Annotated in this window: 18 protein-coding genes; 8 read left to right on the forward strand and 10 right to left on the reverse strand. The window is 34.5% G+C overall.

Features of this window, described 5'->3' with window-relative positions:
• Positions 1-2: 2 nt before the first annotated feature.
• The 7 genes from DFQ06_RS13190 to DFQ06_RS13220 form a co-directional block, all read right to left on the reverse strand.
• Positions 3-824: an alpha/beta hydrolase gene (locus DFQ06_RS13190; protein WP_133968149.1), complete on the reverse strand. Its 822-nt coding sequence runs from the start codon at positions 822-824 to the stop codon at positions 3-5.
• 13 nt (positions 825-837) lie between these two features.
• Positions 838-2,166 (reverse strand): sugar porter family MFS transporter, encoded by a 1,329-nt coding sequence (locus DFQ06_RS13195; protein ID WP_042504843.1) that lies wholly within the window; start codon positions 2,164-2,166, stop codon positions 838-840.
• A 44-nt stretch (positions 2,167-2,210) separates the two neighbouring features.
• Complete coding sequence (locus DFQ06_RS13200; protein ID WP_206672771.1) at positions 2,211-3,302, reverse strand: glycoside hydrolase family protein; 1,092 nt, start codon at positions 3,300-3,302, stop codon at positions 2,211-2,213.
• A gap of 24 nt (positions 3,303-3,326) precedes the next feature.
• Positions 3,327-5,099: an alpha-L-fucosidase gene (locus DFQ06_RS13205; RefSeq protein ID WP_206672772.1), complete on the reverse strand. Its 1,773-nt coding sequence runs from the start codon at positions 5,097-5,099 to the stop codon at positions 3,327-3,329.
• Between the two features lie 243 nt (positions 5,100-5,342).
• Positions 5,343-6,203, reverse strand: a complete 861-nt coding sequence (locus tag DFQ06_RS13210) for an alpha/beta hydrolase family protein (protein ID WP_159140079.1) — start codon at positions 6,201-6,203, stop codon at positions 5,343-5,345.
• A gap of 13 nt (positions 6,204-6,216) precedes the next feature.
• Positions 6,217-7,083, reverse strand: coding sequence for a hypothetical protein (locus tag DFQ06_RS13215; RefSeq protein ID WP_133968153.1), 867 nt, complete (start codon positions 7,081-7,083; stop codon positions 6,217-6,219).
• Between the two features lie 18 nt (positions 7,084-7,101).
• Positions 7,102-8,307 carry a glycoside hydrolase family 88 protein gene (locus tag DFQ06_RS13220; protein WP_042504849.1) on the reverse strand — a complete coding sequence of 402 codons (1,206 nt, stop codon included), beginning with the start codon at positions 8,305-8,307 and terminating at the stop codon, positions 7,102-7,104.
• Between the two features lie 489 nt (positions 8,308-8,796).
• On the opposite strand from DFQ06_RS13220, the gene DFQ06_RS13225 reads away from it, so the two are divergent.
• Both DFQ06_RS13225 and DFQ06_RS13230 read left to right on the forward strand, forming a co-directional pair.
• A complete protein-coding gene (locus DFQ06_RS13225; protein WP_133968155.1) occupies positions 8,797-12,015 on the forward strand; it encodes a SusC/RagA family TonB-linked outer membrane protein in 3,219 nt (1,072 codons plus the stop codon).
• Positions 12,016-12,035: 20 nt separating this feature from the next.
• The gene (locus DFQ06_RS13230) at positions 12,036-13,820 is read left to right on the forward strand and encodes a RagB/SusD family nutrient uptake outer membrane protein (RefSeq protein WP_133968157.1); all 1,785 of its coding nucleotides are present in this window, start codon (positions 12,036-12,038) and stop codon (positions 13,818-13,820) included.
• A gap of 492 nt (positions 13,821-14,312) precedes the next feature.
• On the opposite strand, the gene DFQ06_RS13235 is transcribed toward DFQ06_RS13230, so the two are convergent.
• On the reverse strand, positions 14,313-14,711 hold the full coding sequence (locus tag DFQ06_RS13235) for an ankyrin repeat domain-containing protein (protein ID WP_133968159.1): 399 nt from the start codon (positions 14,709-14,711) through the stop codon (positions 14,313-14,315).
• Between the two features lie 255 nt (positions 14,712-14,966).
• Between DFQ06_RS13235 and gpmI the strand changes: the two genes are divergently transcribed.
• The 6 genes from gpmI to DFQ06_RS13265 all read left to right on the forward strand — a co-directional run bounded on the left by gpmI (position 14,967) and on the right by DFQ06_RS13265 (position 19,769).
• Positions 14,967-16,478 (forward strand): 2,3-bisphosphoglycerate-independent phosphoglycerate mutase, encoded by a 1,512-nt coding sequence (gene gpmI / locus DFQ06_RS13240; protein WP_133968161.1) that lies wholly within the window; start codon positions 14,967-14,969, stop codon positions 16,476-16,478.
• Positions 16,479-16,518: 40 nt separating this feature from the next.
• Complete coding sequence (locus tag DFQ06_RS13245) at positions 16,519-16,923, forward strand: BT0820 family HAD-type phosphatase (protein WP_042504856.1); 405 nt, start codon at positions 16,519-16,521, stop codon at positions 16,921-16,923.
• Positions 16,924-17,001: 78 nt separating this feature from the next.
• Positions 17,002-17,820 (forward strand): type I methionyl aminopeptidase, encoded by an 819-nt coding sequence (map, locus tag DFQ06_RS13250; RefSeq protein ID WP_042495677.1) that lies wholly within the window; start codon positions 17,002-17,004, stop codon positions 17,818-17,820.
• On the forward strand, positions 17,821-18,609 hold the full coding sequence (locus DFQ06_RS13255; RefSeq protein ID WP_133968163.1) for a DUF3050 domain-containing protein: 789 nt from the start codon (positions 17,821-17,823) through the stop codon (positions 18,607-18,609).
• 3 nt (positions 18,610-18,612) lie between these two features.
• Positions 18,613-19,377: a class I SAM-dependent methyltransferase gene (locus tag DFQ06_RS13260; protein WP_133968165.1), complete on the forward strand. Its 765-nt coding sequence runs from the start codon at positions 18,613-18,615 to the stop codon at positions 19,375-19,377.
• Positions 19,378-19,400: 23 nt separating this feature from the next.
• Positions 19,401-19,769, forward strand: a complete 369-nt coding sequence (locus tag DFQ06_RS13265) for a DUF423 domain-containing protein (protein ID WP_074937783.1) — start codon at positions 19,401-19,403, stop codon at positions 19,767-19,769.
• A 25-nt stretch (positions 19,770-19,794) separates the two neighbouring features.
• Here DFQ06_RS13265 and DFQ06_RS13270 read toward each other — a convergent pair whose 3' ends face one another.
• On the reverse strand, positions 19,795-20,793 hold the full coding sequence (locus DFQ06_RS13270) for an FAD:protein FMN transferase (RefSeq protein WP_074937786.1): 999 nt from the start codon (positions 20,791-20,793) through the stop codon (positions 19,795-19,797).
• Positions 20,794-21,171, reverse strand: coding sequence for a hypothetical protein (locus DFQ06_RS13275; protein ID WP_042495681.1), 378 nt, complete (start codon positions 21,169-21,171; stop codon positions 20,794-20,796).
• Positions 21,172-21,210: the final 39 nt, after the last annotated feature.

A 21,210-nucleotide genomic window follows, 5' to 3' on the forward strand; every position in this document is an offset into this window, starting at 1 on the left:
ACTTATTTTTTAGTTGAATTAAAAAAGTCTTTAAAAAACACCATTTGATAGATTATTGAATTCGCCCAATATTGATTGGTATGTGCACCTGGTCTTTCGATATAATCGTGAGGAATTCTACGCTCTAAAAGTTTTTTATGCAAACGCACATTAGCATCGTAGAAAAAATCGTCTACGCCACAATCGAACATAAACTTCAGATTTTCACCATCGAGTAAGTGCGTCATATTAATAACGGTATTCTGCTCCCAAGTTTCTGGTGAATCGGCATAAACTCCTAAACGTTTTGCGATTTCCCATTGCAATGGAAAACCTCTTATGTCTAAACCACCACTCATACTAGCAGCAACACCCCAAACATCGTGATGTCTAAAAGCTAAATATAGCGCTCCATGACCGCCCATACTATATCCCGTAATGGCACGATGATTTTTATCGGCTATGGTATTGTAATTACTATCAACCCCAGTAATAAGCTCTTTAGAAATATAAGTTTCATATTGCATATTACTCTCTATTGGACTATCAAAATACCAACTGGTTTTATGCCCATCAGGACACACAATAATTACATTATATAAATCGGCATAAGCTTCGATATTAGGAGCTTTACTTAACCAAGCTTTGTGGTCGCCACCTGCGCCATGAAGTAAATAAACGACTGGCAATTTTGGTCCGTTTTTTTTATAAGAATCAGGGGTTATTACCACATTTTTTATATCTTTATTCATGACTGTACTATGCACAACCAACGTATCAATTTTTGACGCATGAAGCGATAATGATGCACAAAAAACGAGTAAAAATCCGATTAACTTTTTCATAAAATTTAACTTATTATTTTTTCTTTAAAATGATATCTTCTAATTCTTCTAAAGTTTTTCCTTTAGTCTCAGGCATCATGAAAGCAACAAACAATAATTGTAAAACCATCATACCTGCGAATACCAAAAATACAACACCAGCACCAATCATTGGGTGGTTAAACAAAAATGGAATTAAAGAAGGAATTAAAGCCGCTAACACCCAGTGCGTTGAACTCCCGAAAGATTGTCCTGATGCACGTAAATGGTTAGGAAAAATCTCTGAAATAAACACCCAAATTACAGCGCCTTGCCCAATAGCATGTGCTGCAATAAATAGAAATAAGAAAATAGGCACTGCCATTCCCGTCCATCCTAAAAAGAATGCCGCAGATACTAATCCTAATGAAATAATGTATCCAACCGAGCCTATATACATTAAGGTCTTTCTTCCTAATTTATCAATTAAAAACACGCCCAATAAAGTAAAAACAAGGTTAGTAACACCAATACCAACACTACTTAAAAGTGCTGTACTTTCTCCCAAACCAGCTTCTTCAAAAATACGTGGTGCATAATAAAGGAAGGCATTAATACCTGATAACTGATTGAAAAAAGCAATTAAAAACGCTAAGGTTAATGGAAACCTATATTTTTTTATAAAAATAGTTTCGGTTTTATCGCTAGCATCAGAATGTGCTGTAAACTCTCTAATTTGTTCGTTAACATCTGCATTAGGATCTATTAATTTTAAAACTGCTTTAGCTTCTTCAGTTCTAGATTGAGATAATAACCAACGTGGGCTTTTAGGAACTTTTAATGCAAATAAAATATATAAAACTGCTGGTATAGCCTCTACACCTAGCATCCAACGCCATGCATTTTCTCCAATACCACTTAATAAGTAGTTTGATAAAAAAGCAATTAAAATACCAAAAACAATATTAAATTGATATAAGGCTACTAAACGCCCACGATCTTTAGCTGGAGCAATTTCAGAAATATAAGCAGGAGCCGCAATGGTTGATGCTCCAACGCCAATACCACCAATAAAACGAGCAAAAGCAAATACATATGGATCGTTTGATAAAGCAGAACCAATGGCCGAAACAGCAAATAACACACCAATAGCAATTAAGGTGTTTTTACGTCCGTATTTGTTTGTTGGAAAGCCTCCAAAAATGGCTCCAATTACCGTTCCCCAAAGCGCCATACCCATGACTACCCAACCATGAAAAGCATCTGATGATTCCCATAAGGCTTGTAGTTTTTTATCGGCTCCCGATATTACTACAACATCAAATCCGAATAAAAATCCTGCTAAAGCTGCAGTAATAGACCATAATAATATTTTCTTGTCCATGTTATATCTGTATTTATTGTATTAAAATATTTAGTTTAGTTATGTTATTTTTTTAAAGGAATAACCATATTCCATGTTTTTGTACCATTGTTAAATCCGCCAGGACCATCCATGGTTGCAAAGAAAATATGCGTAGGTTTTCCATTTTCAACAAAAACAAAAGGTCGTTCTAACTGTCCTTGTTTAATAGTTGTTCCATTGTTCCATTTTACTGTTTTTGTATAAGCTCTTGGATTTTCATCTATTATCCAATCAATACCGTTTTCAGAATGTGCTACCAATCCATCACCTTTTCCTCCAGTAATTAAACCTCTTTGGTCTTTTGCTATCATATGGTAACCAGCATCATCACTCCATAAATGTGGATCTTCAACTTCTCCAAAACGTTCCATAGAAAATAATGGCTCGTCACCGATTACGGTATAGTCACCATCAAAACTAGGTGCTGTGGCCACGCCGATACTCATATCGCTTTGCGAAACGCCATCTTCCTTATAACTTCTTCCTTTAAAAAGTAAAACTACCGAACCATCTTCTTTAATTAAAGGTGACGGATTGGAGGTTAAAAAACTATAATATGAATTTGGTTCCACCTCTAAAACAGGTTCATTCTGACGTTTCCATGGGCCGTTCGGACTTTTAGATGTTGCTATACCAATACGTTTTCCCCAACGCGCAGCAATACACCATTTACTTGATAAATCGAAATCGCTAACATTGGCTTCCGTAACTGCCTCAAAAGGATGTGTAGATCCCATGTAGTAAAGAATGTAAGTATCTTTATATTTTACAATTTTAGGGTTATGGCAAGATTTTCCATCCCAAAATTGTGTACCACGATCGCCTAAAGCAACATCTTGAAATTGATAAGGTCCTTCTGGAGTTTTTGATGTGGCATGCACAATTTCTGAAGCCACCATCCAACCTGGGTGAAACGGCAACATTTTTGGCCATCGAGAAGCATACATGTGGTACAAACCATCGTCTCCCTTAATAACAGAACTTCCCCAAACCCAATAATCTTCCATTTGTAAACCGCCATCAATAGGTGCTTCATCTAAATTAATATATAGACTATTTTGTGCACCGCAAGAGAACAAACATCCAATAAACAAAAGAAAAATATACTTCATCATTTTATAAATCCAAATAAACGTTGATTATTTCTTTACGGGTTGAAGTTTAATATCCTTCAAATTAATGGCATTCCATTTTCCTGCTACAGGCATTAGAGAAAACTCATATTTACCAGGTTTATCAACTGTAAATTGTCCTAAGTCTGCTTTTTTAAATCGTTTTGGATTACTTCCTGTCGCGGCAACGTTTACATTTTTAGAAGTTCCTGCAAGTGCTACTGTAATTTCAGTAGATTCACTTCCTGAATAGCCAAGCTCCACATTAAACGTGCTTGGGTTATCAATTTCGAAAGACCAATATACTCGAGCCGTTTCACTATCCCAATGACTAACGCAGTCCCACTCCTCTTTGTATAGCGCGCCTGGCCCTTGTAAGTTTTCATATTGCGCTCTGTAAGCTGTAAGCACAGCTAATCCGCTTTCTTCTTGCCTTAAAGCTTTTACAGGTAATGCATTTGGCATTTCTTTCAACTTTAAAACAATAACAGAAGCTACGCTATCTGGCGCTTTTCCTGTTAATTTCACTTGAATTCCATGATCTAAAGTTTCGGTTTTAAACGTTCTGCTTTCATCAGTAAGTAAATAACAAGATTCTACGTTGTTTTTTAATCGAATTGGCAACGCTGCTCCATCTTCCCAGTTATAAACATGAAGATAAAGTAATGCTTTATCGTCAATAGTTTTCATGGTAATACGTCCCCAGTCTGGTTCGGTAGAAGTTGGACTTGCTTGTGTACCGTAAATCGCTTCGGAATTTGTATCCATCCAAACACCAATGGCTTTCATACGCTCAACGGCTTCGGTTCTTAAAATTCCTTCTCTGGTTGGGCTTACATTCAATAAATAATTTCCGCCTTTACTACTCTGATCAATTAAATTATGAATTAAAGTAGGTATCGATTTAAAATTATCATCGTCGCTACGATAACCCCAACTGCCGCTAACGGGTTGGCATAATTCCCAATATTTAGCTTCGGGTTGATGTCTTGGCCCGTTTCTTTCAAAAGTTTTATGATCTCCAGGATAATCGTCGCCCAAACGGTCGTTTGTAATAATCCATGGCTGTAATGCCGTGGTAATATGATGCAAGCTATCGACAACAGATTTTGTCATTTCGCGAGGTGTATCCCACCAAAAATTTGATATCGGTCCGTATTCTGTAAGTAACTGTTTTACTTCTGGCAATGCTTTTTCGTAAACATATTCGTCGCTACTTACACGCTCGAAAGATTTGTCCCAGCTATTACCTAAACCACCAGGATGGTGCCAATCTTGAGCTTGCGAGTAATAAAAACCGAATTTAAGGCCTTGCTCTTGGCAGGCGATAGATAATTCTTTTAAAATATCACGTTTAAAAGGCGTGGCATCTACAATGTTATAATCGGTGGCTTTAGAATCGAACATCGAGAATCCATCGTGATGTTTAGCCGTGATAATCATGTATTTCATTCCGGCTTGTTTAGCTAAAGCCACAAACTCGTCGGCATTAAATTTAGTGGGGTTAAATTCGTCTGCAAATTTCTCGTATTCAGCTACCGGAATTTTGCCTTTATTCATAATCCACTCGGCACTATTTGTTTGTGCTTCGCCGTTATAAAAACCTGCAGGAACCGAATAAATCCCCCAATGAATAAACATACCAAATCGGGCCTCTTGCCACCATTCCATACGCGCTTCGTCTGTTATATTTTCTGGATCGATATTCGCCTCTACAACTACAGTTTTTTCTACTTTAGAACCACATGCTGTTCCTAAAAGAAAAACAAACAACATTGTACAAATACCTATTTTTTTCATCCTTGGATTTTTTATTATTTATTCTAAAAAATTATAATAGATACAATAATAAAAATTAAAGACTTTTTACGGTATAAATCATGAGCCTTTCCATATAAACTATAGCTTATTTATGCGCTATATTAATGAAATAGGCTACTAACAAGCCGTTGATCGATTTTAAACAAAAATAAAACGTTACATTTTACATAAAATTAAGCAAACCTTTTTATGGATTTTCTATACAAAAAGAACGAAATAAAATTAAGGATTAGTTACCTTCAAAATAAAATCTACAATAGGTTTTGGGTCTTTTAAAGAATGTGGATGATGCCCCACTTCTGGTTTATGAATCATGTTTAACTCCCAACCTAAACTATTTAAACGTTCTTCTAATAAAGCACTATTTTCTGCCACAGGAACAACCTTATCGACATCGCCAACAACAATTAAAATAGGCACTTTTTGAACAGCAATATATTCCATGTGATTTATAGGATTTCCAGAAAATTGAGACGCTACTTCTTCAGTAAAATCATAGCTAACTAAGCAGGCTTCCCATGCTTTTTTAGAGCCATCGCCTGTGCCTTGTCCAGCAGGCCAACTTTTAAAATCGCAAACTGGTGCGTCGGCATAAATGCAAGCTACTTTTTCGGCATTTTGGTTCGCCCAATTAAAGATAATTAAACCACCTCTACTCATGCCTTCTAGCACGACTTTAGGGTTTAATTTATATTTTTTTATAATGAAATCGTAAAATTCATTCCAAATATTAACAGCCTTCGGACTTCCGAATAAATTAGCCACTTCAATATAAACCACATGAAAGCCTGCATTTAAGAGCGCGATATCTGTTTGTGGTTCATGACCCCAGAATCTAGCACGCCATATCCAATTTTTACTAGCGTTCGCTTTCTTTGGAAACACCACTTTATAATCCACTCCATTTAAGGTAGCTTCCTTTATTTTAAAACCATTCCACTCCTTTTTTACGGCTTCATTTTCTTCGGAAATATTTCTAATTGAAGTTTCAAAATTAGCTTTTGCTTCCACAGAACTTATTTCAGAAGAAAAACAATGAAAACTGATAAATATGATGATGAATAAACTGATTTTTTTTTTCATTTTTGAATTTTGTTTAATGTACTGAATTTTCGATAATTGCTCTTGCATCCTCAGGACTTGTTTTTTGTTTTCCGGTTAATAGATAAATAATCATACCAGCATCCGACGGATCGAAATCTCCTTTTTTAACACAAGTTAATTGCCTTTGATACAACCAATCTAATTGTTTTTTCGCTTTTTCCGAAGTATTTCTTATTGGTGAAGTATTTATCCAATCGAACATGGCTTTTGGTGCTTTCATACCTTCGTAATCTTTCCCGCCATTTTGATCGGATATTCTATCGCAAATCAATCCGAAAGACTCAAAACTCGCTTTAATTTCATTCCAAGTCCAACCAGAATGTTCTTCCCAATCATAAGGTTTATCAGAATGTCTATCGTTCCAATTCGAATGAGAAATAATTCTGACATATTTTAATTTTGCTTTTTTAGACTGAGAAATCGCAGATCCCACAACATGCATAGGCCCTGCAGCGACAATAGTTAACGGATTGCTCGCCTTAGATTTATTAATTTCTTTTACAATGGCATTAATGGCTTTTGTAGAATCGGCAACCGCTTCCAAGAAATTACTCTTTTTAAAATTATATATTTTTTGACCTTCTAAAGCACTGATTAACATTTCGGTTTTTCCTTTTTTCTTTTGATAATCGCTCCCCCAAATATGATCACTAAACGTGTAAACCGTTAGTTTATCCTGAAGTCCTTTTGCCGCCAAAAGCGCCAATGTAAAAGGTGTAGCGGCCCAATCATCATGATCGTGCTCATTACCATCAGAACTTACCACTATACGCCCAATAGAATACGGTACCGTCTGAGCGAAAAGACTAGAACTAAAAATTAATGTGATACAAATAAGAATAAAACCGAGTTTTTTCATTTTAAAATGCTGTGTTTATTAAATATTTTCTAGTTTCTTTAATCGTAATAAGGCTTCCATGTAATAATAATCGGCATAAATAATTGGAACATCCATTTCTTTATTCTTAGGGTGATTTCCTGTGGAATGCAATAGTAAGGCATCATTTTTGGCATTACTCAAATAAGCACTAGATGATAGATTTTCAACCAGTGCTTTACCTCCGTTGAAATATTTAGATTTTAATTTTTCATCTTGAACCAAACCTGATAATTCCATTAAGCCACATGCTGCAACCGCTGCTGCAGAAGCATCTTTTGGAGCATTAGGAATTTTAGGATCGTCAAAATCCCAAAACGGAATACCATCTTCCGGTAAACGGTCTAAAAATTTATCTGAAAGTTTTATGGCAGTATTTAAAAAATTAGAATCACCAGTTTCACGGTATGCCATTGCAAAACCATAAATTCCCCAACCTTGCCCTCGCGCCCACATAGACTCGTTAGCATAACCTTGGTGTGTGTATCCTTGTAAAAAGGCTCCTGTTTCTATATCAAAAGATCCGACATGAAATGCAGAACCATCTTCTCTCACCAAATACTTCATGGTTTGTTCAGCATGACTTTTGGCTATATCGTACAAACTTTTATCTCCACCATTTTTAGCTGCCCAAAAAAGCAATTCTAAATTCATCATGTTATCTATAATGGTGTTGTGTTTATAGCGCTTAATTTGAGAAGGCCAAGATAAAATGCTACCAACTTTCGGGTTGTATAATGTAGCTAATGTATCGGCTGCCGCTAATAAAATTTCCTTGTAATTTTGGTTTCCTGTTAATCTAAAACCATTACCATAACTGCAATATAATTGAAAACCAATATCGTGATTTCTCGCAGGACTGTATGCTATGGTTTTTAATGTTTCGGTGAATTTAATAGCTTTATTTTTTAGAACCTCATCTCCAGACTCTTCATAAGCATACCATAAAATCCCAGGATAAAAACCGCTACACCAATCTTTTGTTTTAACATAGCTCCATTGTTTGTTATTTTCATCTATATGCCTCGGGAAACTATCGTAAAATGTAAGTTTTTGAGTTACTGTTTTTATTTTCTCTACGTTTTGATTTAAAACCGTGTTTACATCAAACTTTGATAATTGATTTATAGCTGTTTCTTTCTTTACAGAATTACAGGAGAAACACACAAATAGCATTAAAAACAATATCGATTTTATTAAACGCATTTTTTCAGTTTTAAAACATTTACATCAAATTTATAAACCAACCTGATGTTTCTTTAATATTTATGCAATTTAAATATTAAAGCATTCTCTCTCGTTAAATTATCATTCGAAAACTATAAATTATGGTTTAAAATTACGATTTCTGATATAATTAAGAGTTAATTAACTATCAATAGCTATTTGGATAAGTATTAAAAATCTCATCATAAAAACTAGTATTCCACATCTTAATCAGAAAACATAAAATCACTAAAAGACACGTATAACGTTAATTCTATTATAACTAAGAACAACTTCTTTCGGTAAAAAGAATCATAATTTATCATGATTAACCTATAAGTTATAAGTATAAACTTAAATTTTAAATACCATTGTAGTTCTAAAACTAGATTGAAACCACTCCGATTTTTTTATGATTTAAAAACGAGTCATCACCTTAAATCTTAACAACTATTTGAAGGAGTATCTAAACAAACAAACTAATTATTTATGATGAAAAAAATCAAAAATCAGACAAGTCTGAAAAAACCTTTAAGCCTATTTTGGATGATAGCCTTTATGGTTTTCAGCATGACTAATGTTGGGTACGCAAACACAAACCCAACAATTGAACAAAACAGAACCGTTACAGGATCCGTTGTTAGCGCAGAAGATAACATGGGAATCCCTGGTGTAAATGTAATTGTTAAAGGCACATCTACTGGAGCCGTAACAGATTTTGATGGAAATTACAGTATTACAGTGCCATCAAACAGTTCTGTTATTTCGTTTTCTTACATAGGTTATGTAACAAAAGAAATAACCGTTGGAAGTAATGCTCAAATCAATGTTTCTTTAGAATCTGATGTTGCAGCCTTAGACGAAGTTGTTGTTGTTGGATATGGTTCTGCAAAAAAAGAGACCTTAACAGGTGCAGTAGAACAAATTAAAGCAGAAGCCTTTGAAGATTTGGCAGTAGGTAGTCCTGCTTTGGCTTTGCAAGGTAGAACACCTGGTTTAGTTGTTACGAGAGCGTCTTCTAGACCTGGTAACGAAGATGTTAATTTTCTTGTTAGAGGTTCATCTTCTGTTAATGGAATAGACCCACTTATAGTAATTGATGGAGTTCCTGCAATAAACTCTTCTGCTTTTAATGATATGAATCCTAATGACATTGAAAGTATTAGTGTTTTAAAAGGAGGTTCGGCATCTGTATATGGTTCTAGAGCTGCTGGAGGTGTTATTTTGGTAACTACCAAAAAAGGGAAAGGAGATGTGAAAGTAGATTTCAGTACTATTTTACGAATGGGCACCATAGGCATACGACCTCCAACACCTACAATGACTGAATATGGTGACAGTTATCTTGCAGCTGTTGATTCTGATATTGCAGCAGGAAAAGCTCCAAGATATTTCTTTTGGGATAATAGAGAGACTTTAGAGAGAATAGCAGCTGGTGAAGAAGGCTATTACGACTTACCTATAAATGGAAGGGTATGGCTCGCTGAGGGAAACAGATTCGACGACCTTTTTGGAAACTCATTTTCCAGCCAACATAATTTTAGTGTGTCAGGTGGATCAGAAACAAGTAACTTCCGTATTTCAGCAGGATATGATGAAAACGTTGGTGGATTAAAAGTTGCGGATGATTCTTCTGACAGATATAATTTTGCAGCAAGCTATAATGTTGATATTAGTGATAGATTAAGTTTAAACACAAATATCACATATTTCCATAGACATTTTTCAGGACCTGTTGGTGGATTAGCAGCAGATGCTGCCGCATATGACGCGCCTTTATTCCCTGCTTATAATGAACAAGGACAATACTACTCTGTTTTTGGAGGTGTTGATATTAAAGGAGAAAGAAACGCAGTAGCGCAAGTTATAGATGGAGGACGTCAAAATTTTATAGATGAGCAAATGAAAATCTTTGCACAGGCAACTTATAAACTTACAGACCATTTAAACATAGCAGGTTCTTATGCTGTTAGTAAACAAAACAGCGAAGATCAAGAATATGTATTATCTGTTCCTTTATATAGCTGGCAAGGAGATTTCGCTTCTTATATAAACGCACCGAGTAAAACTTATATTGAGGAAGAAACAAGTAATATTACCTATAAAAACTATAAAGCTTCTTTAAATTATAGCAACACATTCGGAGACCATAATGTATCGGGACTTTTGGCTGTTGAAGCTGAAAAAAATGAAAATAATGGCCTTAGAGCTAAAAGATTTGGTTTTGTAGACTATGGTGTTTATGATTTAAACTTAGGTGCAACAGACCAAAATATTATAACAGCAGGAGGCGGAAACACATGGGGTGCTTTTGGTTATATAGGGCGTGTAAATTACGATTACAAATCTAAATACTTATTTGAACTTCAAGGAAGAAGAGATGGCTCATCTAAATTTGCAGAAGGTCAAAAATGGTCTAACTATTTTAGTGTTTCAGGAGGTTGGGTTTTAAGTTCTGAAGATTTTCTAAATGACAGTAATACCATCTCATTCTTAAAGCTTCGTGGTGGCTATGGAGAACTAGGTAGTACATCTGGTTTTGGTAACTTCGGTTATTTATCAACTGTAAACTTTGGAACCACTGTTTTCGGACAAACCAATGCAGGTCAGCAAGTAACAACAAGAGCAAGTGATTTATTCAGTAACACCACAACCTGGGAACGTATAATAAACAAAGAAATTGGTGTAGATTTCAAATTATTTAACAATGCCGTATTCGGTGCTATTGACCTTTATCAAAAAGATAATAAGGATATGTTAATTAGCCTAGTTTACCCTGACATTATGGGAACATCTGCTCCGCTTACAAATTCGGGAGATTTACAAACCAAAGGATGGGAAGTTCAATTAGGTTGGAGAGGTCAGTTAGGTGATTTTGATGTAAGTGTAGCTGCCAATATGAGTGATTCTAGAAATGAAGTTACAAGTTACGATGGAGCCGATGCTGTTGTTGCTGGATTAAACCTAGTCGACACGAGCGACAATAATGATGAACAGGTTGTTGAAGGTAGACCAATTAACTCTTATTTCCTGTATAATACAGATGGTTATTTTGCTAATCAAGCTGAAGTAGATGCATATTACGCAACTTATTCTGGCGGTATATTACCAGCACAAGGTACAACTGCAGGATTGGTACCAGGAGACACAAGAATTGTAGATTCTAATGAAGATGGAGTTATTGATACTAAAGATTTAACATATCATGGTGATTCTTCATCGCATCACGTTTTTGGATTTAATTTTGATGTAAAATACAAAAATTGGGATATGAGTGCGTTTTTCCAAGGTGCATTAAACCAAAACTTAGTAAGAACAGGCTACTGGGCGGCTCCTTTTCAACAAATTTGGCAAAACCAATCTGCGACTTGGTTAGGAAGAACTTGGACAGCAGATAATCCAAATGCAGAATTCCCAAGGGTATCTACACAAAGAAATGTTGCTAACTGGAACTATATCAACAAAGATTTCATGAAACAAAATAACAGATATGTTAGATTAAAATCTTTAATAGTAGGGTATAACGTAAAAGGATTAAAAATAGGTAATACGCCTATCAACACATTTAGAGTTTATTTCTCTGGAAATGATTTATTTGAAGTTACCAGCGTAAAGGACGGATACGATCCTGAGTCAGGAGCGGGCGCAAACAATGCTACATATCCATTTATGCGTACTTGGGCATTAGGTTTAAAAGTTTCTTTATAACTAATAAAATATAGATACAAATGAAAAAAATAATATATATAATAGTACCATGCATCATGGTGTTTTTTACGTCTTGCGAAGACGAGTTTATTGATTTAACACCTCCATCTTCAATCACAGATAATGTGTATTACACGGAAGCAGAACACTTTTTAACAGGATCTAATAGATTTTATGCTTCCTTAATGGGATGGGGTGATCAAGGCATTTTTTCAGACCATGGATCTGATTTAGCTGGTTTCTTCGAAGGAGGAGACATGCAAGAGTATGGAAGAGGAGAAACCTTAGCTCCTGTAGATGACAATTACTATACAGATACATATGAAGTCATTAGAGATATAAATTTATTATTAGAAAGATCGGAATCATATACTGGAGTTGAAAGTATTACTGAATACGTTGCAGCTTCTAAATTTCATAGAGCTTATCAGTATTTCTTTTTAGTACAACGATTTGGTGGTGTAACACTAGTAACATCATCCTTAGATGTAAACTCACCAGAATTATATGCACCTAGAAATAGTAGATATGAAGTTGTTGCTCAAATAATAGCAGATTTAGACGATGCTATTACTGGCTTACCAAATGAAACAAGTATTGGAGGAGAAGATAAGGGTAAAATTAGCAAAGAAGCCGCAATGGCCTTTAAAGCCAAAGTTTTGTTACATGAAGCTACTTGGATGAAATATGTAGGAACCGCAACAGACGGTGATGGTGTGAGTAACGGAGCTGGAAGTGCTGGATTTGAAGCAGCAAACATAACGGCATATTTAGAAGAAGTTGTTACCCTTAGTCAGTCGGTAATGAATTCTAATGCTTTCGAATTATGGAATTATAATGATGCTCTGGACAACTTAAGCTCTAATTTCTTATTCAACTTAGAAGACGGCGGATCTAATCCAGGCGGATTGGATAAAGCATCCAATAAAGAATTTATTCTATACGGTAAATACGATTTTACATTTAGACAAGCTAATACACTTGTAAGTCATGTTTATGAAGGAAGATTAAAGCCTAGTAGAAAAATGATGGACTTGTTCTTATGTGATGATGGATTACCAATAGACAAATCTGACAAATTTTTAGGCTATGATAATACTCCAGATGAATTTCAAAATAGAGATTACAGAATGAGAGCTTATTTTACTTATCATAGAAATCTTGGTGAAATACCACAAAATGGTGATGTATTATTGAATGGAACAAATAATTATGGCTATTTCAATTCAAAATTTATGAGCTGGAACTGGGGTACAGCTGAAGCTTACAGAGTTACAAAAACAGAAGCTTATGATATTCCTTTACTACGCTTAGCTGAAGTTTATTTAATGTATGCAGAAGCTCTATATGAATTAAACGGAAATTTAACTGATGGCCAAATGAATGAATCTATAAACCTGATTAAAGCTAGAGCGGGTTTACCAGCACTTACTAACGCTTTTTTAGATGTTAACGGTATGGATATAGAAACAGAAATTAGAAGAGAGCGTGCGATTGAGCTATATGCAGAAGCAGGCTCAAGATACAGCGATTTAAGACGTTGGGGAATAGCTGAACAAGAATTAGGTGAAGCTGTATATGGCGCGGTTATAGAAGGTACTATTTATGAAGGTAACGATGCTTTATATACTCCTAGCTCTTACAGCCATAGTCCAGAAAGTACAACAACCGGAGTTGGAATGAGAGAATGTCTTGTTATACAACCAGCTTCAACTCGTAACTTTTCTATAGACAACTACTTATTTCCTTTACCAACATCGCAACTAGGTTTAAACGACAGCCTACTGCAAAACCCAGGTTACTAGTAAAAGGTAAAATTATATTAAATACTTTATTAAACCGGCAAATCGAACTTTTCGATTTGCCGGTTTTCTTTTTAATCTACTCAAAATAAAACTTTAAGAACATTACATTTAAAAATACATTATAAGTTACTTTCCTATAAAAACTGTACACACACCTCTCAAAACCCTTAAAATAACTGATAATTTATAGATATAGAACCATAAATTATAGTCGGCAACCTTAAAATGAGATAATATTGTAAAAGGAAGTCGTTAGCATATCATTTTGATTTCAGTTGATATAAAAACGATAACCTTCATAAAGTTTGAAATTAAGTATTATATAGTTTGAGTTAGTTTTTTTTTAATTGAAAATAAGCAGTTATAATTTTATAGCTGCTTTTTTTTTGTCCTTTTCCCAGATACCATTTCATATTAAAACAAAAAAAAGCCACCTACAAAGGCAGCTTTTATTTAGAGTGACTAACTCAAAATAATTATATATGCTAATAATTATTTTTTCTTTTTCTCAGCTAGAGTTTCTTTAATAATTAAAGCCGCATCTGTTGCGCCATGAATTTCGGCATATTTAGCAGCTGTCATTTTTTTAGAATTCTTAGTTTTTAAATCTGCTCCATGTATTATTAAAAGTTCCAGAATTTCAGTTCTGTTAAACTTTGCAGCATACATAGCCGGCGTCATGCCATTAGAAATTTGATTCACATCTTCACCTAAAGATAATAACTTCATAACAGTATCAATATCACCTAAAGCGATAGAGACGCAAAAAGAATTCACTTTAAAATAGCGTACACTTTCTAAAGTATTACGAGTTGAATTTAAAGGTGTTGCATTTACTGTTCCTAAAGAAAAGCATAAGGCGATTGCGGAAATAATGATTGATTTTTTCATGATGAAAGATTTTTGATTTGATTAAATTGATTATGTTTTTTGATATACTTAAAAGACGACGGAAACTTAAAAGTGTTACATAAAAAATAAATAATATTGAGTTTTCATCATTTAATTTCAATATAATTAAGCAAAACCTCCATTTTCAAACAGATTAACAAACCCCTATTAAATAGGCTATTTTCAGGCTATATTTAATGGTCACTTAGGCCAAGTTATGTATCTTTGTAGTGTTTCATAAAATTTTTAAATAAAATGAATAAAAAAGTAATCTTAATGATTCTAGACGGTTGGGGAAACTCTCCAGACCCAAAAGTTTCAGCTATCGATCATGCAAATACACCTTTCATAGACTCTTTATATAAAAAATACCCATTCGCGACCTTAAGGACCGATGGTTTACATGTTGGCTTGCCAGAAGGCCAAATGGGAAATAGTGAAGTTGGCCACATGAATTTAGGAGCTGGCAGAATTGTGTATCAAGATTTAGCTAAAATTAACTTAGCTATAGAAAAAGATACACTAAAAGATGAAAAAGTACTAGTAGACGCTTTAAAATATGCTTCTGATAATAATAAAAACGTTCACTTTTTAGGTTTACTAAGTGATGGTGGCGTACATGCACATACAAGCCATTTACGTGGCTTTATTGATGCAGCTAATAAAGCAGGCGTAAACTCTTATGTACATGCCTTTACAGATGGTCGTGATGTAGACCCAAAATCTGGTAAAAGTTATGTTGAAGACTTACAAAAATATACAGAAGGCACTAAAGCTAAAATAGCAACCATTACAGGCCGTTATTATGCCATGGATAGAGATACGCGTTGGGAACGTGTAAAACTAGCCTACGATGCTATTGTAAACAATGTGGGTACTAAAACAGATAATCCTACTGCCGAAATTCAGGCTAACTATGATAATGATGTTACCGATGAGTTCATCAAACCATTAATTATTACAGAAAACAAAGAACCTGTTGCTAAAGTAGAAAAAGATGATGTTGTAATCTTCTTTAATTTTAGAACAGATAGAGGTCGTGAGTTAACCGAAATGTTAAACCAACAAGATTTCCCAGAATACGATACCCAAAAATTAGATTTATATTATGTAACCATCACAAACTATAGTGATGCTTTTAAAGGTATAAAAGTGATTTTCAATAAAGATAATATTACAGAAACACTTGGTGAGGTTTTATCCAAAAACGGAAAAAAACAAATTAGAATTGCCGAGACTGAAAAATACCCGCACGTAACATTTTTCTTTTCAGGAGGACAAGAAACTCCTTTTGAAGGCGAATCTCGAATTTTAAAAAACTCGCCAAAAGTAGCGACTTACGATTTACAACCAGAAATGAGTGCTTTTGAGTTAACTGATGCTTTAGTTCCTGAATTACAAAAAGGAGAAGCCGATTTTGTTTGCTTAAATTTTGCAAATGGTGATATGGTTGGGCACACAGGTGTTATGGAAGCTGCAATAAAAGCTTGTGAAGCTGTTGATACTTGTGTAAACAAAGTAGTAACAACAGGTTTAGAAAACGGGTACACTACCCTATTAATTGCCGACCACGGTAACTGTGAAACCATGATTAACCCAGATGGTTCTCCAAATACAGCGCACACAACAAACCCAGTGCCCGTTATTTTAATAGACAACGAATTAAAAAGTATTAAAGATGGTGTTTTAGGAGATATGGCTCCAACTATTTTAAAACTTATAGGCGTAGAACAGCCAAAAGCAATGACGCAACATCCTTTAATTTAAAATACAATAACTTAGGCTTTGTAAACTACCGTTAATAATTATGAATTTTAATAACACTAAAATAATTGCTGTCGATTTTGACGGCACGATAGTAGAAGATGCTTATCCTAAAATAGGAAAGCCTATGATATTTGCTTTCGAAACGTTAAAGAAGTTACAACAAGAAGGGCATCGTTTAATTCTATGGACCTACAGATGTGGCAGTAGATTAGACGAAGCCGTTGCTTTTTGTGAAGAAAACGGCATCAGTTTTTATGCAATAAACAATAGTTTTTCTGGAGAAGAATATACTACTGATATTAGCAGAAAAATAAATGCTGATATTTTTATTGATGATAGAAACATTGGTGGTTTTATTGGTTGGGGAGAAGTTTATCAAATACTTACCAACGAAACACCAGTAATTCCTAAACAGAAAAAAGGCTTTTTTAGCTTCTTGAAATAGTTTGAATTTGAAGTCTCTTCATTTCAACCAAAATTCAATCTTAGCGATTTAAGTATCTTTGCCATTATTTTTTAGAATATGATAGTAATAAAAACAAAAGAAGAAATTGAATTAATGCGCGAAAGTGCCTTAATTGTATCTAAAACATTGGGCGAAGTTGCCAAGGCATTAAAGCCAGGTGTAACAACGCTTCAACTTGATAAAATTGCCGAAGAACATATTAGAGACCATGGTGCTATACCTGGTTTTTTAGGGCTTTACGATTTCCCGAATACACTTTGCATGAGTCCGAACACACAGGTAGTACATGGTATTCCTAATAATACACCTTTAGTTGAAGGTGATATTATTTCGATAGATTGTGGTGCTTTAAAAAACGGATTTTATGGCGATCACGCTTACACTTTTGCTGTAGGTGAAATTGCTCCCGAAACCGAAAAACTACTTCAAGTTACAAAAGAATCTTTATACGTTGGTATCCGCGAATTTAAAGCGAATAACCGTGTAGGCGATGTTGGTTATGCCATTCAAAAATATTGTGAAGATCATGGTTATGGTGTCGTTCGTGAATTAGTTGGTCATGGATTGGGTGCAAAAATGCACGAAGATCCAGAAATGCCAAACTATGGTAAACGTGGTAGAGGTAAAAAGTTTATAGATGGTATGGTAGTTGCCATAGAGCCAATGATAAACTTAGGTACACACCGTATTAAACAACATAGAGACGGTTGGACTATTACAACTTTAGACGAAAAACCATCGGCACATTTTGAGCACGATGTAGCATTAGTAGACGGTAAACCTGAATTACTTTCAACTTTTGCTTACATTTATGATGCTTTAGGTATAGTTTCTAACGAAGAAGATGAATTTCGCCAAAACGCATTAGTACTTTAAATGAATACATCCATAAAATCTATTGAACTCGTACTAAAACCGTTGCGAGAAAAACTCAATTCGCATAAACTATACAGTGATTTAGCTTCAGTTGAAGATATTAAAACATTTATGGAACAGCATGTTTTTGCTGTTTGGGATTTTATGAGTTTGCTAAAAGCGCTTCAAAATCATTTAACTAACACATCAGTACCTTGGACCCCTGTAAAACATCCTTCTACGGCTCGTTTTATAAATGAAATTGTTCTAGGTGAGGAAAGTGATGTTAACGAGCTAGGCGAGCCTTACAGTCATTTTGAAATGTACTTAGATGCCATGCAACAAATTGGAGCAAGCACAACAGATATCGATAAATTTATAAAAAACATAGTAGCTGGCACTTCAGTTTCTAATGCGCTAACTGCTTTAAATTTACCTAAAGAAACTCTAGAATTTGTAGATTTCTCTTTTAAAACCATTGCTACTAATGCACCGCATAAAATTGCTGCCGCTTTTACCTTTGGAAGAGAAGATGTAATTCCCGATATGTTTTTTCAAATTATTAAACAATCGGAACAACAACATAAAGCCTCTTATAGTAAACTTACTTATTATTTGGAGCGCCATATAGAGCTAGATGGTGATGAGCATGGCCCATTATCTTTAAAAATGGTTGAAGAATTATGCCAAAATGATTCTCAAAAATGGGACGAGGTATTAGAAACCGCACAAGATGCGCTAAAATATCGTATTGCGCTGTGGGATGGTATTTCAAACTTAATTTCATCAACAAAAGCTCTAGAAGCATAAACATTGAAAAAACTTTTTAAACTTATATTGAATACCATTCCGAGACCCTTATTAATAAGGTTAAGCTATGTTATTCGTCCGGTTTTAGCTTTTTTTTTAAAAGGAAATACTTTTACCGACCCTATAGACGGAAAGGGTTTTAAAAGTTTTTTACCATACGGTTATGGGCAACAACGCAATAATGTTTTATCGCCTTCTACTTTAAGTTTAGAGCGCCATAGATTACTTTGGCTTTACCTAAAGAATGAAACCGACTTCTTTTCTTCGGAAAAAAAAGTGCTTCATTTTGCTCCCGAACAGTGTTTTTTGAAACGCTTTAGAAAATTAAAAAACTTAGATTATACTACTACCGATTTGCTATCGCCTATTGCTGATGTAAAAGCTGATATTTGCAATTTACCTTTTGAAGATAATAGTTATGATATTATTTTTTGTAATCATGTTCTAGAGCATATTCCAGATGATACCAAAGCCATGCAAGAGCTTTACCGTGTTCTTAAACCTGGTGGCATGGGCATTTTTCAAATTCCGCAAGATTTATCTAGAGCCACTACTTTTGAAGATGATACTATTACCGACAAAGCAGAACGTGCTAAAATATTCGGACAGTATGATCATGTTCGTGTTTATGGCCGAGATTATTTTGATAAGCTACGCAGCATAGGTTTTAAAGTAGATGAAGTAGATTATACCGCAAACCTTTCCGTGGAAGCGATAAAAGAATACTGCTTAGCTCCAGGTGAAATTATTCCTGTAGTTTATAAATAACATTTTTAGTTTTTCTCAATATTATGACACAATCTATTATACTAGCAACAGGTGCCATTTTTGGTATGTTATCTGTTATTTTTGGTGCTTTTGGAGCGCATGCTTTAAAAAAAATACTATCTGCAGACCAATTACAAAGTTTTGAAGTTGGAGTAAAATACCAAATGTATCATGCTATTCTTTTAGTGGCGTTAGGTTTGAATCCTGAATATGTAACGATGCCAATTTATTGGTGCTTTACCATTGGTATCGTGTTGTTTTCTTTTAGTATTTATGGATTAATACTATCAGATGCTCGAGGTAAGAAGTTAAAATTTCTGGGGCCTATTACTCCTCTAGGTGGTTTACTTTTAGTAACCGGTTGGTTACTTTTGTGCATTGCTGCTTTCTAATAAAATTAAGGCTAATCACTTATTTTTAATTTTCTCCAAAGCCATTCAAACTCAACGTTTCGAACTCTTTTCTATCATTTTCAAATATTAGGAACACTTTTAATTCAGGATGCGATTCTAAAAAAGTCTTTACCCTTTCTATTCCCATAGCTTTAAATGCGGTAGCATAAGCATCTGCAGTCATACAATTGTCGGCAATTACAGAAATGCTTAATAGGTTCGTTTTACTCGGATAGCCGGTTTTAGTATCGATAATATGTGCATAGCGATTACCGTCGGCATCTATTTTAAACTTTCTATAAGTTCCTGATGTTGCCATGGCTTTATCTTTTAAAGAAAGAACCTTATTAATAGATTGTGTGCCATTAAAATTAGGGTTCTCTACACCTACTGTCCAAATCTTTCCACTAGCTTTATTTAAACCTCTTGCTCGTAATTCTCCTCCAATATTGACTAAATAGTTTTTTACGTTTCTGCTTTCTAAAAACTCTCCAACCACATCTACCCCATAGCCTTTTGCTATAGCATTGAAATCAATAAAAGTTCCTTCTGGCTTAATAATTTTATTTCCTTTTAAGGACACCTTATCCAACCCCACAGATTGCATGAGCGTATTGATTTTAAGACTATCTAAATCCATTATTTTTCCTTCTGGACCAAAATCCCATGCATTTACTACAGCGCCAATAGTGGGATCGAAAGCGCCATTAGTTGCTATATAAATAGCTTCGGAATTAGAAAAAACTGTTTTAAAGTGATTATCAACATCAATCAACTCATTTCTGTTAAGTTTTGAAATATCAGAATTATCAATATAGGTAGACATTGATGTATTAATTACAGCAAATAAACTATCGAGTTGTACTTCATAATTAGCATCTGTATCGTAAGTTACTTGGTAAAACGTTCCGAATACAGAACCTTCTAGTTGGGTGTTTTTAAAACTTTGTTCTGTATAATTAGAAGGCGCCTGCTTACAAGCACAAATCACGAAACAACAGAGCACTAATTTTAATATATTCATTTAGTTTAAATTAGTTTCTAAAACCTGAATACCATTATATTCTAATAAATACTCTTCGTTTAAATAAAGCGGCTCGTTCTCACCTTTAACACTACCTATTCCAACACCCGCGTATAATACTTTAGCATCATTTTCCCTAGCGTGCTTTTTAAAGCTTTCCATCCAAACTACATCATAATTATTAGGGTTCTCAGGAAGAATAACTGCTCTAACAATTACAAAGAAATACTGCTTAGTTTTATCCATGCAAACAAATTGCGGATGCCTTTTTAGTTTACTATTTATAGCTATAAACTCGAAACCACGGTGTTCTAAATCTTTACCAACATGGTTCATGGCTAAATTATGAAGTTCTTGTTTTGATAATGCTTTGCTCATAGTGCAAAAATAAGTAACCCTATTTAAACCGCACAAATT

Origin of the sequence: Algibacter lectus (assembly GCF_004368925.1) — a bacterium.
GTDB lineage: Bacteria > Bacteroidota > Bacteroidia > Flavobacteriales > Flavobacteriaceae > Algibacter > Algibacter lectus.